Origin of the sequence: Trinickia soli (assembly GCF_002879855.1) — a bacterium.
Lineage (GTDB): Bacteria > Pseudomonadota > Gammaproteobacteria > Burkholderiales > Burkholderiaceae > Trinickia > Trinickia soli.
The window spans coordinates 226,239-243,151 of sequence record NZ_PNYB01000003.1 but is presented as its reverse complement, the minus strand read 5'-3'; the positions used below and the strand labels follow the sequence as shown (position 1 = coordinate 243,151).

Genomic DNA, 16,913 nt, shown 5'->3' with positions numbered 1-16,913 from the left:
CGGACGGCGTCGATACGACCGAACCGCATAGAAGAGCGACGGAAAGAAAACAAAGGCAGCGCATGAAGATTCATATCGAAGGCGGTACGGTGATCGATCCGGCCGCGGGCGCCGAAAAACGGGCGGACGTATTCATCGCCGACGGCCGGATCGCCGCGATCGGCGCCGCGCCGGACGGCTTTCAGGCGGATAAGACGATCGACGCCAAGGGGCTGTTCGTCGCACCGGGCTTCGTCGATTTGTCGGCGCGTTTGCGCGAACCGGGTTACGAGCACAAAGCGACGCTCGATTCGGAAATGGCGGCGGCCGTTGCGGGCGGCGTCACGACGCTCGCGTGCCCGCCCGACACCGATCCGGTTCTCGATGAACCGGGTCTGGTCGAAATGCTGCGTTTTCGCGCGCGTAATCTGAATCGCGCGCACGTACACCCGCTGGGGGCATTGACCGTCGGCCTGAAAGGCGCCGTCATTACCGAGATGGTCGGGCTGACCGAAGCGGGCTGCGTCGGCTTTACGCAAGCTGACGTGCCGGTCGTCGATACGCAGGTGTTGCTGCGCGCGCTGCAATATGCGAGCACGTACGGCTACACCGTGTGGTTGCGCCCGCAGGACGCCTATCTCGCCAAGGGCGGCGTAGCGGCCAGCGGCGCCGTCGCGTCGCGCCTGGGCTTGTCGGGCGTGCCGGTGGCGGCCGAAGCCATCGCGTTGCATACGATCTTCGAGCTCGTGCGCAGCACGGGCGCGCGTGTGCATCTGTCGCGCTTGTCCTCGGCTACGGGTGTTGCACTCTTACGCGAGGCCAAGGCCGAAGGGCTGCCCGTCAGCTGCGACGTCAGTGCGAATCATATCCACCTGATCGATGTCGACATCGGTTACTTCGATTCGCAATTCCGGCTCGATCCGCCGCTGCGCACGCAGCGCGATCGCGAGGCGATTCGCGCGGGACTCGCCGACGGCACGATCGACGCAATCTGTTCGGATCACACGCCCGTCGACGACGACGAAAAGCTGCTGCCGTTCGCCGAAGCCACGCCCGGTGCGACGGGGCTCGAGTTGCTGCTGTCGCTGACAGTCAAGTGGGCGGACGAAGCGCGGCTTTCGCTGGCGCAAGCGCTCGCGCGGATCACGCACGAACCGGCGAAGGTGTTGAAGCTGCCCGCCGGCCGTATCGAGGTCGGCGCGGCGGCCGATGTCTGCGTATTCGATCGCAACGGCTATTGGCGCGTCGAGCCGCGCGCGCTCAAGAGCCAAGGGCACAATACGCCTTTCCTCGGCTATGAACTGCCGGCCCGCGTGCGCACGACGATCGTCGCGGGTCGCGTGGCGTTCGAGCGGACATAACGGGCACGAACGGGATCGCTTGCGATGAAGTCGACCTTCGCCAAACTGCGCCTCATTCTGCATTTGCTGCATGGCGTGTGGATCATTGCGACGCGCTATCCGCGTTGGTCCGACGCGCGCAAGCGCGAAGTCAATCGCGCGTGGTCGCTCAAGCTGTTGCGGCTGGTCGGCATGCGTCTCGTCGTGCATCACGACGACGAGCGGCTCGATCACGGTGCGCTCGTCGTCGGCAATCACGTTTCGTGGGTCGACATCTACGTCGTCAACGCGTGGCGGCCCACGCCGTTCGTCTCGAAGGCGGAAGTGCGCCAATGGCCTGTCGTCGGCTGGCTCGCACATCGGCTCGATACGATTTTCATTCATCGAGAGAAGCGGCGGGATGTGCAGCGCGCCATGCACGAAATGGCTTCGCGCCTCGAAAGCGGCGGCGTCGTTTGCGTGTTTCCCGAAGGCACGACTTCGGACGGTTTCTCACTGCTGCCGTTTCACGCGAATCTGTTCCAGGCGGCCGTATCGGCGCAGTGTCCCGTGCAGCCCATCTGTTTGATGTATGAGGATGGGGAGGGGCGTCAGTCGACGGCGCCGGCGTATATCGACGATATGTCGCTTGGTGCGTCGCTTGATGCTGTGTTGCGCAGCGGGCCGTTGACGGCGCATCTGTACGTCGGCACGCCGATTCCCGCGATGGACGATCGGCGCGCGTTGGCGGCGAAGGCGCGCGAAGCGGTGGCGAGCGGCCTCGGTCAATTGCAAGGGAAGGTGGCGCGCCCGCTGAATCAGGACGTGTCGTCGCCGGCCGCCGAAGACGATGGCGAAGCCGGCGAGCGCGACGACGACGCGGCGGTCGAGGGCGCGCTTACGCCGCGGCAGTGACCGGAATAGCGCGCGCTGGCACGGGACTGCCCCCTTCGGGAAGGTCGCGGTGCCGGCAAGCTTTAAGGGCAGACGCTGCGCCGGCACGCTTTCATCATTCGCCCGCCGCTTGTCCTTCGCACTCCCCACAGTCGACCTGTACGACGGTGCGCTCGTTGGGATTGGCTGCGAGCCTGACGGCGGACAGGCGATTGCCCCACACGCAGCCCGAATCGAGGGCGACGAGATTCCCGCGCAGCATCAAACCGAGCGCGGCCCAATGACCGAAGACGATCGTCACATCGGCGCTGCGGCGCTCGGGCGCGTCGAACCAGGGCAGGTGGCCAGGCGGCGCCGCCTTGGGCCCGCCGTTCGCCGCGAATTCCATGGCGCCATCGGGCGTGCAAAAGCGGATTCGCGTCAATGCGTTGAACGCCACGCGCATCCGTTCTTTGCGCTTGAGGTCGGGCGACCAGCGGCGCGGCTCGTTGCCGTAGAGATCCCGGAGCGTTTCTTTCCAGCCGGGCGCGCGTAACGCGCGCTGCAATTCGTCCGCCAGTTCGAGCGTCAGCGATACATCCCATTGCGGCAACAGGCCCGCATGCACCATCAGCATGCCGTGCTCGAAGTGCGCGAACGGCCGGTGCCGAAGCCAGTCGAGCAGCGCTTGGGCGTCGGGGGCGGCGAGGATGTCGGCGATCGTGTCGCTGTCCTTCATCTTGCGGATGCCGGCCGCGACGGCCAGGAGATGGAGATCGTGATTGCCGAGCACGCAATGGGCGCGCTCGCCGAAGCCGGCGACCTCGCGCAGCGTCGCGAGCGAGTCGGGCCCGCGGTTGATGAGGTCGCCCGCGAACCACAACGGGGTGTCGGGCGTGAGGGTGAGCGTCGCGAGCAGACGTTGGAACGGTGCGTGGCAGCCTTGGAGATCGCCGAAGGCGAAGGGGGCGTCGGAACAGGTGTCGATCATCGGGCGAAGAGAGCCGCTGCGGCTCGTCGTAGTGTGGCGTCGCCGCCGTATAATTGGCGACATTGAAGCGGCTGTTTCGCGCTCGCTTGCGGGCAAGCGCGGCCGGCGGCTGCTCATGGCGCATGTCGTGCGCCGTGACTCATTGGTTCATTGACTGTGATTGTACGGAAAGTCGGATCAGCGTACCGGTCACGCATATCCTTCAGGGAGCTTCATGATCCTCGTAACGGGCGGAGCCGGTTTCATCGGCGCAAATTTCGTGCTCGATTGGTTGCGCCATTCCGACGAAGCGGTGCTCAACGTCGACAAGCTGACGTATGCGGGCAACCTCCATACGTTGGCGTCGCTCGACGCCGACCCGAGGCACGTTTTCGTGCGCGCCGACATCTGCGATGCGCAGGCGCTCGATGCGCTGTTTGCCGCGCACCGTCCGCGCGCGGTCGTGCATTTTGCGGCCGAGAGCCATGTCGATCGCTCGATTCACGGGCCGGCAGATTTCGTGCAGACGAACGTCGTCGGCACGTTTGTTCTGCTGGAGGCGGCGCGCCGCTATTGGTCGACGCTCGACGATGCGGCGCGCGGCGCATTCCGGTTCCTGCATGTCTCGACCGATGAAGTCTTCGGCTCGCTGGCCGCAACCGATCCGCAGTTCTCCGAAACGACGCCGTATGCGCCCAACAGTCCCTATTCGGCGACGAAGGCGGGCTCCGATCACCTCGTGCGCGCCTATCACCACACGTACGGGCTGCCGACGTTGACGACGAATTGTTCGAACAACTACGGGCCGTATCAGTTTCCCGAGAAGCTCATCCCACTGATGATCGCCAACGCGCTTGCCGGTAAGCCGTTGCCCGTCTACGGCGACGGCCGCAATGTTCGCGATTGGCTCTACGTCGGCGATCATTGCAGCGCGATCCGCGAAGTCCTTGCGCGCGGCGAGCCGGGGCAGACGTACAACGTCGGTGGCTGGAACGAGAAGGCGAATATCGAAGTCGTCGAAACGATCTGCGATCTGCTCGATGACGCCCGGCCGAAAGCGACCGGTTCGTACCGCGAGCAAATTGCGTTCGTCACCGATCGGCCCGGGCACGATCGGCGCTATGCGATCGATGCGCGCAAGCTCGAGCGCGAGCTCGGGTGGAGGCCGGCCGAGACCTTCGAAACGGGGCTGGCGAAGACGGTGCGGTGGTACCTCGACAATCAGGATTGGGTCGACGAAGTTGCGTCCGGCGAATACCGGAAGTGGGTCGAAACCAACTACGCGAAACGCGCTTGAGGAGAACGACGCATGGCGCGTAAAGGCATCATTCTCGCCGGTGGCTCCGGCACACGGCTGTATCCGATCACGAACGTGGTGTCGAAGCAATTGCTGCCCGTGTACGACAAGCCGATGATCTACTACCCGCTATCGACGCTGATGCTGGCGGGTATTCGGGAAGTGCTCGTGATCTCCACGCCGCAGGATACGCCGCGTTTTTCGGCGATGCTCGGCGACGGCAGCCAGTGGGGCATGAGTCTGCAGTACGCCGTGCAGCCGTCGCCCGACGGGCTCGCGCAGGCGTTCATCATTGGCCGGGAGTTCGTCGGGGCCGACCCTTCGGCGCTGATTCTCGGCGACAACATCTTCTACGGACACGACCTGGCAGGCCAGCTCGAGCGCGCGAACGAACGCGAGTCGGGTGCGACCGTGTTCGCCTATCACGTCAACGACCCCGAGCGCTACGGTGTGGTCGAGTTCGACCGCGACTTCACTGCGCTTTCGATCGAAGAAAAACCTCGCACGCCGCGTTCGAACTATGCGGTGACAGGCTTGTACTTTTACGACGAGCGCGTGTGCGATATCGCGGCCGAGATCAAGCCGTCGGCGCGCGGCGAACTCGAAATCACCGACGTCAACTCGCGCTATCTGAACGATGGTGCGCTCAATGTCGAAATCATGGGGCGCGGCTATGCGTGGCTCGATACCGGCACGCACGATTCGCTGATCGAGGCCGCCTCGTTCATCGCAACGCTGCAGAAACGGCAAGGGCTCGTGGTGGCGTGTCCTGAAGAAATCGCATTCCGGCGCAAATGGATCGCCGCCGAACAGCTCGAAAAGCTGGCCGCGCCGTTGTCGAAGAATGCCTATGGACAATACTTGCGCAATCTCCTTTCCGATCCGATCGCTTGAATATGAAAGTTATTGAAACGTCCCTGCCGGAAGTCAAGCTCATCGAGCCGAGGGTATTCGAAGATGCCCGCGGTTTCTTCTTCGAGAGCTACAACGTCCGTGCTTTCGAACAAGCGGTCGCGCCGGGCGTCGAGTTCGTGCAGGACAACCATTCGTGCTCGTTCAAAGGTGTGCTGCGCGGCATGCATTATCAGATCCGGCATCCGCAAGGAAAGCTCGTGCGCGTGGTGAGCGGCGAAGTGTTCGACGTTGCGGTGGATTTGCGTCGCGGTTCGCCGACGTTCGGAAAGTGGGCGGGCGCGCTCTTGTCGGCCGCGAACAAGCGCCAGATGTGGATACCGCCGGGTTTTGCACATGGTTTCTATGTGACGTCGGATGGCGCGGAATTCCTCTATAAGACGACGGATTACTGGTTCCCGGAGCATGAACGCACCTTGCTGTGGGACGATCCGGCGCTTGGCATCGAATGGCCGCTCGACGGCCCGCCGCAGGTTGCGGCGAAGGATGCTGCCGGGCAACCGTTCGCGCAAGCCGAGGTGTACGAATGAGGATCCTGGTCACGGGCGGCAACGGGCAGGTGGGCTGGGAACTCACGCGCACCTTGTCCGCGCTCGGCGAGGTTGTCTCGTGCGATCGCGAGCGAGCCGATTTGTCGATGCCGCAGACGCTGAAGGCGCTCGTGGCTGGTGTTGCACCTGATGTGCTTGTCAATGCGGCTGCGTATACCGCCGTCGACAAAGCGGAAGAGGATACGACGAGCGCTGCGCTCGTCAATGCGCAGGCCGTCGGTGTGCTGGCCGAGGCTGCCCGCAATGCGGGTGCGCTTTTTGTGCATTATTCGACCGACTATGTGTTCGACGGCGCGAAGTCGGGGCCCTACGTCGAGAGCGATCCCGTGACTCCGCTCAGCGCGTACGGCCGCACGAAACTCGATGGCGAACGTGCGGTCGCCGCGGCCGGGGGCGATTGGCTCGTGTTTCGCACCTCGTGGGTGTATGGGCCACGGGGGCGCAATTTCCTGCGCACGATGCTTCGCCTTGCCGCACAGCGCGAGCAACTCAGCGTCGTGTCCGATCAAATCGGCGCACCTACGTCTGCTCGCGCTATTGCTCAATGGACCGCGCATGCCGTGCGTCAGTCGCTCGCCGAGCGGGCGAGCGGCACGTTCGCTAGCGGGCTCTTTCATCTGACGGCAAGCGGTAGCACGAGTTGGCACGGCTTCGCGACGCAGATCGTCGATGCAGCGCGGCGGGCATTGGGTGATGACGCGATACTCGCACGCCGGGTCGAGCCGATCCCCGCTTCTCGATATCCCACCCCTGCGCGCCGGCCGGCTAACTCGCTGCTCGACAATACAGCATTCGAGCGGCGCTTCGGCTTGTGGCGGCAACCGTGGGACGCCGCCATGCAGGACGTTCTCGACGATGTGTTCGAGCGCATGGGCGAGCTACGGTAGGAGCGGATGGTGCGCCGGTTACGACCGGGGGAGTGGCCTGCCAACGGTGTTGCGCATTGCGCATCAATGGCGCACCAAGCGAACAGTTTGGTCAACGCGATGTGCTACCATACGGGCCGGTCGCAGGGCAGAGTTTCTCTTGCAGACAAGTCGCAATTCGCTCGTCACACGGTAGATCTGATAAAACCCCGATGACGAACGGATACCGCCGCTTGCTGGCAAAGAGATGAAAGCAAGCGTAAAGAATTGTAAAGAGTTGTAAAATATCAGGAGAGACTGGCATCTGCGGGTTTCGAGATGCGTGGCGAGAGACCATGCGCTCCATCGGTCCCCGGTTGCCAGTAGGAACAGCCGGGGGCATTCAAAGGGTGGCGGCGTGCAGACTGAGATGGCACGTGCGCACCTCGCCCCACCGTTTCTTCAATCGCCCAGCTCCTAAACGTTGATGGTGTCGCGGAACTAGACCGGCCGCGCACGTGGGTTATTGCGTCAATTATCTAATTATCTGCTGACTGGTTTGCGGAGTTGTTGATGAATCTAGAGGATATCAAGCTTGCGATTATCGGCCTTGGGTATGTGGGTTTGCCTTTGGCAGTCGAATTCGGTAAGCAGCGCCCCGTTGTGGGCTTCGATATAAACGCGAAACGGATCGCCGATCTGCGCGAAGGCCATGATTTCACGCTCGAAACCACGTCGGAGGAGCTCGCCGCTGCGCGCCAGCTGACGTTCACGACCGATAAGCAGAACCTGAAGGGCTGCAACCTCTACATCGTCACGGTGCCGACGCCGATCGATGAGCATAAGCAGCCCGATCTCACGCCGCTGATCAAAGCCAGCGAGACCGTTGGCAGCGTGCTCAAAAAGGGCGACATCGTCGTGTATGAGTCGACGGTCTACCCGGGCTGCACGGAAGACGACTGCGTGCCCGTGCTCGAACGCGTGTCGGGCTTGAAGTTCAATGAAGATTTTTACTGCGGCTACAGCTCCGAACGGATCAACCCGGGCGACAAGGTTCATCGCGTCACGACGATCAAGAAGGTGACTTCGGGTTCCACGCCGGAAGTGGCCGACCTCGTCGATCAGGTCTACAACCTGATCGTGACGGCCGGCACGCACCGCGCAAGCAGCATCAAAGTGGCCGAAGCCGCGAAGGTCATCGAGAACACCCAGCGCGACGTGAACATTGCGCTCATCAACGAACTTGCGTTGATCTTCAACCGCATGGGCATCGATACGGAAGACGTGCTCAAGGCCGCGGGCAGCAAGTGGAACTTCCTGCCGTTCCGTCCGGGTCTCGTGGGCGGTCACTGCATTGGTGTGGATCCGTATTACCTCACGCACAAGGCGCAGTCGATCGGCTACCACCCCGAAGTCATTCTGGCCGGACGCCGTCTTAACGACAGCATGGGCCGTTATGTCGTCAGCCAGCTCATGAAGGCGTTGTCGCATCGCCGCATCCATGCCAATGGCGCGCGCATTCTCGTGATGGGTCTCACCTTCAAGGAAAATTGCCCCGACTTGCGCAACACGCGTGTCGTCGACATCGTGAACGAGTTGAAGGAGTTCAATTGCTCGGTGGACGTGTACGACCCGTGGGCGGATGCCGAAGAGGCGAAGCACGAGTATGGTCTCGAGCTCACGAAGGAGCCGCAGCACGGCGCCTATGACGGCATGATCATCGCCGTTTCGCACGACCAGTTCCGCGAAATGGGCAAGGACATCCGCAAGTTCGGCAAGCCCGCGCACGTGCTCTACGACCTCAAATACGTTCTCGATGCGGCAGACTCCGATCTGCGCCTGTAAATCATGACTGCTTATCAAGTTCTCAAGGCGAGCCTCGTCGAGAAGCCCGCGACCTGGCTCATCACGGGCTGCGCCGGCTTCGTCGGAAGCAATCTGCTCGAAACGCTGCTGCGCCTGAACCAACGCGTCGTGGGTCTCGACAATTTTGCGACGGGCCATCAGCACAATCTCGATGAAGTGCAGGCGAGCGTGACGCCGCAGCAGTGGGCGAACTTCGTCTTCATCCGCGGCGATATCCAGCAGCTGGACGATTGCCGTCGTGCGATGGTGTGGCAAGCGAACGGGCAAGAGCAGGGCGTCGAGTATGTGCTGCATCAGGCTGCGCTCGGCTCGGTGCCGCGCAGCATCGAAGATCCGATTCGCACGAATGCGCACAACATCGATGGCTTTCTGAACATGCTCGTCGCTTCGCGCGATGCGAAGGTCAAGCGCTTTGTCTATGCGGCGAGCAGCTCGACGTATGGCGACCATCCGGGTCTGCCGAAGCTCGAAGATCGCATCGGCAAGCCGCTTTCGCCCTATGCGGTCACGAAACTCGTCAACGAACTGTACGCGGACGTCTTCGGTCGCGTGTACGGTTTGCAGTCGGTCGGCTTGCGCTACTTCAATATCGTCGGCAAGCGGCAGGATCCGAACGGGCCCTACGCAGCCGTGATTCCGAAGTGGATTGCCTCGCTGCTGAAGAACGAGCCGGTGTTCATCAACGGCGACGGCGAGACGAGCCGCGACTTCTGCTACATCGACAATGCGGTGCAGGCGAATCTGCTCGCAGCGACGACCACGAATGAAGAGGCTGTCAATCAGGTCTACAACGTTGCCGTTGGCGATCGCACGACGCTCAATCAGCTGTTCGAGATGATCGTGGCGAATCTGGCTGCCTACGGCTGCCCGACGACGACGAAGGCGCAGTACCGCGATTTCCGCGCGGGCGATGTCCGTCATTCGATGGCGGACGTCGGCAAAGCACGCAACCTGCTTGGATACGAACCCACGCATCGTATCGGTGAGGGGCTCAAGGAAGCGATCGGGTGGTATGTCGCGAGCTTGGGTGGCGCGCAGCCACGCGGATGAGTGTCTCGATGCGCCAAAGCGACCGGGGAAGCGAATGCTGAATAATGTGCGCATGGTGACGCTGATCACCATCCTCGCTCAGGTAGCGGCCTTCGTTAGAACCGCCATCATGGCGTACATCTTCGGGGCCTCGAGCGTCGTCGATGCTTACAATCTGGCCCTCGTGGTGCCCGTCATGATCGCGGGCATCGTCGGTGGATGGGTGCAGTCGGGCTTCGTCGGCCGATATATGGAGCGGCTCACGCACTCTGCGGAGGCGGCGGCGCAATTTCGCACCGCCATCTGGCAGTTGTTGTTGGTGATCGGCGCTTCGTTTGCTTTGGTGATGGTCGTTTCGCGCTCGCTGATAGCGGGTACGCTCGTGCCGGCCAATACGATCACTACCCTCCAATTGACCGAGGGGGCCATGGCCATCGCGGCCTGGACGTTGCCGTTGACGGTGGTCTCGGACTACATGGGGCTCGTGCTCAATTGCCACGGCCGATTTGGCGCCGCTGCAGCCGCACCGGTGCTCAACGCGATGATCTCCGCTGGCGCATTATGGTTGTGGCCCACGCGCGATATGGACGCGCTCGTGATGTCGCTGCTGCTTGGCGGCGCAGTGCAACTGGGCACCTTGCTGCTCGCGATGCGTCGTGCGCAGTTGCATTTCGTCTGGGAGTTCTTGCGACTTACGGACGATGTCAAAGCGACGTTGAAGCTCGCATTGCCGATCATGCCCGCCGTGGTGTTTTCGAACGGCACGGTCATGATCATACAAATGACCTGCGCGCGACTCGGAGAAGGGGCCGTCGCCATTTACGGCTATGCTTCCCGTTTGCACGGGGCGGCTACCCAGGTGCTCATCATCGGCATCAGTACAGTGCTTCTGCCACGTTTTGCAGCGTTGCTCGCTCGTAACGAAAGCAGCGAAATCGTCCGACTGCTATGGCGAATCGGTCGTGCTTCGTTGATGATCTGCGTGTTCGTGGCCGCAGGCGTCGGGGTCCTGGGCACGCCTGTGGTGCTCACTCTGCTGGGGCGTGGCCACTTCGATCACGTACTCGGCGAACGCGTCGGCCAAGCCTGGTTGCTGCTGACGCTGTCGCTTTTTCCGTTCGGCCTCGCTACGTTTTTTGCGAAGCTGTATCAAGCGAAGCTGCGGCCTCAGTTGCTGTCGATGTCGTCACTGGTGGCGTTGATTGCGACGACTGCATGCTGCCTGTTCGGCTATCGCGTGTCGGGCCTTTCCGCCGTGCTGCTTGCGCCCTTGGGCGCGCAAATCTGCGTGCTCGCCTTTTTCCTGTGGTGCTTCAGGCGCGAGTTCGGGCAGGGCGGATTGTTTCCGCGCCGCTTCGAGTCGATCGCTCGTTGCGTGATGTGGATCTTGCCTTCCGTGGCGGTCGATCTCGTCATCCAGCACGTGCTGCCTTCGGCGAATTCGACGGTACCCGTGTTGTTCCGCGGCGCGGTGTTTACGGCGCTGTTCGTCGCCAGTGCGAAGCTCGGCGGTGGAGCGCGGTGGGTTCTCAACACAGAGCCAGCATGCCCGAGCCGCATGTAATGCTCCTTGTGTCGAGCCTCGGCGGAGGTGGCGCGGAGCGCGTCATTGCCGAGCTGGCATCGTTTCTCTGCGATTGCGGCCATCGCGTGACGCTGACGACGCTCGAAGGCGACAGGGAGGATGCATACGCCCTCGACCCGCGCGTGCAGCGCTTGCGCGCCGACATCATGTGGGATTCGGCCACTGTGATCCAGCGCGTCGTCAATACGCTGCGGCGGCTGTCGATCATGCGACGCGCGATTCGCTCGGTGAAGCCTGACGTCGTCATCAGCTTCATCGACATGACCAACATTCGTGTGTTGGGCGCGCTGATCGGCACCGGCATTCCGGTTGTCGTATCGGAGCGCACCGACCCGCGTCATCATCGTATCGGGCCACTGTGGGAAGTACTGCGCGTCTTGACTTACCCCATGGCGGCGCGCGTGGTAGTGCAGACCGACAGCGTGCGGGACTGGGCGAGGCGCGCTGTCGCGCGTGCGCAAGTCGTCGTCATTCCCAATGCGGTCAGGGCGTTCGAGCCGACCAATCCCGAGCGCCCGGCAGCCATGCCTGCCGGGCGAGTCATCACGGCGATGGGGCGCTTGAGCCACGAGAAGGGATTCGATTTATTGCTGGATGCGTTCGCGCAGGCAGGGCTTGCGGGCCGTGGATGGTCGCTCGTGATTCTCGGCGAGGGACCGAAGCGTCAGGCCTTGACCGAGCAGGCGGCCCGACTGGGCATCGCGTCATACGTCTCGCTGCCAGGCCGAACTCGCGAGCCGGAGGCCTGGCTGCGGCACGCCGATATTTTTGCGCTGTCGTCGCGTTACGAGGGCTTTCCCAATGTTCTGGTCGAAGCCATGCAATGCGGAGCCGCCAGCGTGGCGTTCGCATGCGATAGCGGTCCGTCGACGATCGTTCGCGATGGCGTCGATGGCTTGCTCGTGCCGGACCAGGATGTGCACGCACTGGCGTTGGCGTTGAGTCGCCTCGCCGACGACGCGCAACTGCGGGCGCGCTTGGGTGCTTGCGCTCGAAACATCGTCGAGCGCTTTTCGCGCGAGACCGTATATCGCCAATGGCAGGCACTTTGCGAAGACGCCATGGCGAAGCGCAGAGGAATCCGTTTGCCCGGTTAATTTCGGGTCAGCACGTTCAATCTATGAAGAAAGACTGCAAAGAGCAACGCATCACGTTCGTTATCGGTTCGATGAGCTTAGGCGGCGCGGAGACGCAAATGGCATTGCTCGCGACGGAGCTTGTGCGCAGGGGGTGGGACGTCACCCTCTTTTCGTTTGAGGACGGTCCGGTGCGTGCGAGCTTTGAATCGGGCGGGGTCCGCGTCGTGCTGGGGGGCTATGATTCGTCCGCAGGAGGCAAGCTGCGTAAGCTGGCTCTGCTCGTTCGTGGGCAACTGCGCCTTATAGGACTGCTGCATCGCGACCGGCCGCATGTGCTCCACGCGTTCCTGCCTCTTTCGAATCTGCTCGGTGCGATGGCTGGTAAGCTTGCACGCGTGCCCGTTATCGTGACCTCGCGACGCGCTCTCGGCTTGCATCAGGATCGTCATCCCTGGTGGCCCTGGTTCGACCGGTTTGCGAATGCTTGCTCGAACATTGTGACGGTCAATTCCGCGGCGGTCGGGGAAGATACCGTTGCGCGCGATAACATTGCGCGCGAGAAGCTGGCGCTGATCTACAACGGTTTGCAGTTCTCCGTGCCTGGCGATATCGTCGAGGTTCGGCAGCGCCTGCGGCAAGAACTGTCGCTTTCGGACACCGAGATCGCGCTCGTTTCCGTCGCTAACCTGATTCCTTACAAGGGCCACGCTGAGTTGATCGAGGCGTTTGCCGCGCTCAGAGCGGAAGGCGCCAATGTGACGCTGTTTCTGGTGGGTGAGGATCGCGGGATCGGTGCAGCGCTCGCTGCAAAGGCGGACGCGCTCGGGGTGGGGGCGGCGATCAGGTTCCTGGGGCGCCGTTCAGATGTAAAGACGTTGCTGTACGCCATGGACATCGGAGTGATGGCGTCGCACGAGGAAGGGTTCTCTAACGCGTTGCTCGAGAAACTGGCGGCTGGCCTGCCGGTGGTGGCGACGTCGGTGGGTGGAAATCCCGAGGCGCTCGATGGGATGCCCGATTGTATTCTCGTGGAATCGAAAAATCCGGCGTCGCTGTTTAGCGGTTTGAAGCAAGCGGTACAGGAAGTGTGCAATAGCGCACAACGTCGCGGTCTGCGTTCCCGGATTGTCATCGATCGCTATTCCGTCGATGCGGCAGTTAGCCGTCACGAATCAATATATAGACTTGGATACGGGGGAGAACGGAGCGAAGGGCACTGATGCTATCGAGCTATCTGCATACCGGGTATGTTTTGCTGGTCGTTTTGACCGTCGCTTTTTTCCTTTGGCGAAAGCGATTTGATGCGCTTTTCGTCGGGGCGATAGCGACGATCGTCTATTTCCTGCCGGCCCTGTTCGGCTCTATTCAGTTTCCGTATGGGGGCGATGCGGGTTATTACATGTCTCCCATCGTGCCGGGCGCTTACGTCGCGATGCTGCTCGTCCTCTCGACGCTCGTGATGGTCACGTTCTGTTACGACAGGGTCGTGCAGAATGCACTCGTCCGTGCGACTGTGTCGGATCGATGGGTTCCGGAAATCCTTTGCGCGGTCATGATAGCCGCCTTGATCGTCTCGATAGCGACGATCGGCAAAGGGTACCTGTGCATTGAAAAGACGGACATGTTGGCGCGTATCAACTACTGGTACTACGCCGCGTCGTATACGGCGCCGCTGGCGTTCGTGAGCGCCCTTGCGGCCCGCAAGTGGTGGATCGTCGCCGTGGCTGGCGCCATGTTGTTCGGCGACTTGTTTATCGGCTTCCGAGGGGCGAGCGCGGTCGCTTTCATCGGTGTTTGTCTGTTGTATGGCCGCGCGTTATTCGGAGCCTGGCGCACGCGGATCGGCTTTATCGTGGCCGTAGGCGCCGTCGCCGTCGCGCTATTCGTGGTCAAACAACTCGCTTGGAATATCAAGTACACGGTTTCCGTAGCATGTCCCGCATTGCCTGTCGCGGCGCAAGGGGCGCTCGGCGGGGCGGTCACGGCTGCGCAAGTTGCGGCGGCGGAAACAGCGTTGTCCGCGGCGCCGACGGAAATCCATATCGCCAACCTTGCGAATACCGCCAAAATGCTGGGTAGCGAAAACGTCTACCTCGATGCGCTGCGGTATTCCGAGCCTATGGTCATTGCCGCCATTCTCAACGAAACCGTGAGGCGCGGTTTTACCATTCCGCTGCGCGACGTCGTGGACCAAAGCCTATCCGGCGTGCCCGGGGGCAAGTCCCTGTTCGGGATCGATGTATCGGGCGTGCCGTTGTTCAGCGCGCGGTATCGCCCCGTGTTGTTTCCTCGCGTGACCTTCGGGATGGCGAGCAATCCTTGGGCTCAAGCCTATGCGGCGGGCGGATTCGCGTTGGTTTTCGTATTCGCGTTGGTTTATGCTTCGTGCCTTGCCGCGTTTGCGGCCGCGATGCGGGCGCTGCCTCCCGTTACAGGGGCGCTGGTGGCGGTCGCGGTGGGGTGGTGGGGGTTTTACGTGCATAGAAATGATGTGCTTACGGAAGTGGGCATCATGAAAATGACGATTTACATCGCCGCGTTAGCGGTGTTGATCAGCTTCGTTGTATCTGGAGCTGGAAAAATTTGGCAAATTCGGCTGGGGCATCGCTAAATGTGCGGATTCGTAGGTCTGTTGAATTGGTATGGTTTGGCTTCCGAGGCCGATGGTTACGCCAAGGTCATGGCTGACGCGATCGAACATCGCGGCCCCGATGACGAAGGTTTCTGGCGCGATCCGAACGGCGCCGTGATTCTCGGGCATCGACGGCTTGCCATCGTCGACCTGACGGCTGCAGGCCACCAGCCGATGGCCTCGCGTTCTGGACGTTGGGTGATCGCGTTCAACGGGGAAATTTATAACCACGAAGCGCTGCGCGCGGAGCTCGATCGCGGCGGCTGGTCGAGCGGCTGGCGGGGCCACTCCGACACGGAAGTCATACTGGCTGCGTTCGAGGTCTATGGTGTCGATCAGGCCCTGCAAAAGTGTGTCGGCATGTTCGCCTTCGCGCTATGGGATCGCGAGACGAAGACGCTGACGCTCGGCCGAGACCGGCTTGGAGAAAAGCCGCTTTATTATGGCTGGCTGCAAGACACGCTCGTGTTTGGTTCCGAGCTTGCATCGTTCTACCGCCATCCCGACTGGCACGGCGAGATCAACCGCGGCGCCTTGGCGCTGCTGATGCGGCACAACTACATTCCCGCGCCGTATTCGATTTTCAAGGGCATATCGAAGCTGCCCCCCGCTGCGGTCGCGCGTTTCACGAAACACGGCACAGATCCCGAGATTCGCGAATATTGGAGCCTGCGCGAAGTGGCGGAGAGGGCGAATCGTTCTCCGTTCACGGGGACGCCGGCCGAAGCTGTCGACGAGGTCGAACGGCTGCTGCGGCAGTCGATCTCAGGGCAAATGATGGCGGACGTGCCGCTCGGCGCGTTCTTGTCGGGCGGTATCGATTCGTCGACCGTCGTCGCCGTTATGCAATCGCTGTCTACCCAGCCGGTGCGAACGTTTTCGATCGGGTTCGATGTCGCCGGCTACAACGAAGCGGAGCACGCGAAAGCGGTCGCAGCGCATTTGGGCACCTCGCACACCGAACTGTACGTGACCTCGCGCGAAGCGCTCGATGTCGTGCCCCGGTTGCCGTCAATTTACAGCGAGCCGTTTTCGGATTCGTCGCAAATTCCCACTTACCTGGTATCGAAGCTGGCCAGGCAACACGTGACCGTTTCCCTGTCGGGGGACGGTGGCGATGAGCTTTTTTCGGGCTACTCGCGCTACGCGATGTCCGAAGCGCTGTGGGGCCGTATTTCGAGGGTGCCGACGCCTTTGCGTCTGGGCCTTGCATCGGCGATTCGCGCGGTGCGTCCTTCAGTCTGGAGCGGCGCGCTGCGCTTGCCGTTGTGCGCTTTGCCGTCGCGCTATCGGTTCAAGAACCCGGGCGACAAGTTGCACAAGTTTGCCGATTTGCTCGGCCTCAGGACGCACGATGATGTCTACTTGCGCCTGCTGTCGCATTGGCAATCGCCTGAGGCATTGGTACACGGCGCGAAGGAACCGCCGACGTGGATGACGCGCCCCGATGGCGTGCCTGCTTCGATGACCGACGTCGTGCGCCGAATGATGTTCCTCGACTCGGTCAGCTACTTGCCCGACGACATCCTCGCCAAGGTCGATCGCGCGTCGATGGCTGTCAGTCTCGAGTCGCGCGTCCCGATGCTCGATCACCGCATGGTCGAATTTGCTGCGACGCTGCCGACATCCATCCTGCGTCGAGATGGCGTCGCGAAGTGGCCGTTGCGGCAGGTCCTCTACCGCTACGTGCCCAAGGAGTTGATCGACCGGCCGAAGATGGGCTTTGGGGTGCCGCTCGATTCATGGCTCAGAGGCCCGTTGCGCGAATGGGGCGAGTCGCTGATCGGTGATCGCGCGCTGGCGGAGGACGGCTTGTTTGACGTCGATCTGGTGCGTACCGCATGGCAGGAGCATCAAAGCGGCGTGAGGAATTGGCAATACCAGTTATGGGACGTTTTGATGTTCCAGGCTTGGCACGTGCAGTATCGAGAAAACCAACGCGTCGGCGCAGCGGCGAGCGTTTGAATTAAAGGCAG

Annotated in this window: 14 protein-coding genes; 13 read left to right on the top strand and 1 reads right to left on the bottom strand. The window is 62.0% G+C overall.

Going from position 1 to position 16,913, the window contains the following annotated elements; genetic code table 11:
- Positions 1–62: 62 nt before the first annotated feature.
- Together C0Z19_RS05295 and C0Z19_RS05290 are read left to right on the top strand one after the other, a co-directional pair.
- A complete protein-coding gene (locus C0Z19_RS05295; RefSeq protein WP_102608743.1) occupies positions 63–1,340 on the top strand; it encodes a dihydroorotase in 1,278 nt (425 codons plus the stop codon).
- A 24-nt stretch (positions 1,341–1,364) separates the two neighbouring features.
- A complete protein-coding gene (locus tag C0Z19_RS05290) occupies positions 1,365–2,213 on the top strand; it encodes a lysophospholipid acyltransferase family protein (protein ID WP_102608742.1) in 849 nt (282 codons plus the stop codon).
- Between the two features lie 94 nt (positions 2,214–2,307).
- On the opposite strand, the gene C0Z19_RS05285 is transcribed toward C0Z19_RS05290, so the two are convergent.
- Entirely contained in the window at positions 2,308–3,162 is an 855-nt protein-coding gene (locus C0Z19_RS05285; RefSeq protein ID WP_102608741.1) for a symmetrical bis(5'-nucleosyl)-tetraphosphatase, read from the bottom strand.
- 214 nt (positions 3,163–3,376) lie between these two features.
- On the opposite strand from C0Z19_RS05285, the gene rfbB reads away from it, so the two are divergent.
- The 11 genes from rfbB (at position 3,377) to asnB (ending at position 16,902) form a co-directional block, all read left to right on the top strand.
- Positions 3,377–4,438, top strand: coding sequence for a dTDP-glucose 4,6-dehydratase (gene rfbB, locus C0Z19_RS05280; RefSeq protein ID WP_102608740.1), 1,062 nt, complete (start codon positions 3,377–3,379; stop codon positions 4,436–4,438).
- A gap of 12 nt (positions 4,439–4,450) precedes the next feature.
- On the top strand, positions 4,451–5,332 hold the full coding sequence (gene rfbA / locus C0Z19_RS05275) for a glucose-1-phosphate thymidylyltransferase RfbA (protein WP_102608739.1): 882 nt from the start codon (positions 4,451–4,453) through the stop codon (positions 5,330–5,332).
- A complete protein-coding gene (rfbC, locus tag C0Z19_RS05270; RefSeq protein ID WP_102608738.1) occupies positions 5,329–5,880 on the top strand; it encodes a dTDP-4-dehydrorhamnose 3,5-epimerase in 552 nt (183 codons plus the stop codon). Before rfbA ends, rfbC begins: the two co-directional genes overlap by 4 nt.
- Positions 5,877–6,788 (top strand): dTDP-4-dehydrorhamnose reductase, encoded by a 912-nt coding sequence (rfbD, locus tag C0Z19_RS05265; RefSeq protein WP_102608737.1) that lies wholly within the window; start codon positions 5,877–5,879, stop codon positions 6,786–6,788. Before rfbC ends, rfbD begins: the two co-directional genes overlap by 4 nt.
- A gap of 531 nt (positions 6,789–7,319) precedes the next feature.
- Positions 7,320–8,591 carry a Vi polysaccharide biosynthesis UDP-N-acetylglucosamine C-6 dehydrogenase TviB gene (gene tviB / locus C0Z19_RS05260; protein WP_102608736.1) on the top strand — a complete coding sequence of 424 codons (1,272 nt, stop codon included), beginning with the start codon at positions 7,320–7,322 and terminating at the stop codon, positions 8,589–8,591.
- 3 nt (positions 8,592–8,594) lie between these two features.
- Entirely contained in the window at positions 8,595–9,662 is a 1,068-nt protein-coding gene (locus tag C0Z19_RS05255; protein ID WP_102608735.1) for an NAD-dependent epimerase/dehydratase family protein, read from the top strand.
- A 34-nt stretch (positions 9,663–9,696) separates the two neighbouring features.
- Positions 9,697–11,205 carry a murein biosynthesis integral membrane protein MurJ gene (gene murJ, locus C0Z19_RS05250; RefSeq protein ID WP_158242944.1) on the top strand — a complete coding sequence of 503 codons (1,509 nt, stop codon included), beginning with the start codon at positions 9,697–9,699 and terminating at the stop codon, positions 11,203–11,205.
- Positions 11,187–12,323 carry a glycosyltransferase family 4 protein gene (locus C0Z19_RS05245; protein WP_102608733.1) on the top strand — a complete coding sequence of 379 codons (1,137 nt, stop codon included), beginning with the start codon at positions 11,187–11,189 and terminating at the stop codon, positions 12,321–12,323. The genes murJ and C0Z19_RS05245 overlap by 19 nt, the downstream gene beginning before the upstream one ends.
- A gap of 23 nt (positions 12,324–12,346) precedes the next feature.
- The gene (locus C0Z19_RS05240; protein ID WP_158242943.1) at positions 12,347–13,525 is read left to right on the top strand and encodes a glycosyltransferase; all 1,179 of its coding nucleotides are present in this window, start codon (positions 12,347–12,349) and stop codon (positions 13,523–13,525) included.
- Complete coding sequence (locus tag C0Z19_RS05235) at positions 13,525–14,916, top strand: hypothetical protein (protein ID WP_102608731.1); 1,392 nt, start codon at positions 13,525–13,527, stop codon at positions 14,914–14,916. The genes C0Z19_RS05240 and C0Z19_RS05235 overlap by 1 nt, the downstream gene beginning before the upstream one ends.
- Entirely contained in the window at positions 14,917–16,902 is a 1,986-nt protein-coding gene (gene asnB / locus C0Z19_RS05230) for an asparagine synthase (glutamine-hydrolyzing) (RefSeq protein ID WP_102608730.1), read from the top strand.
- Positions 16,903–16,913 lie beyond the last annotated feature (11 nt).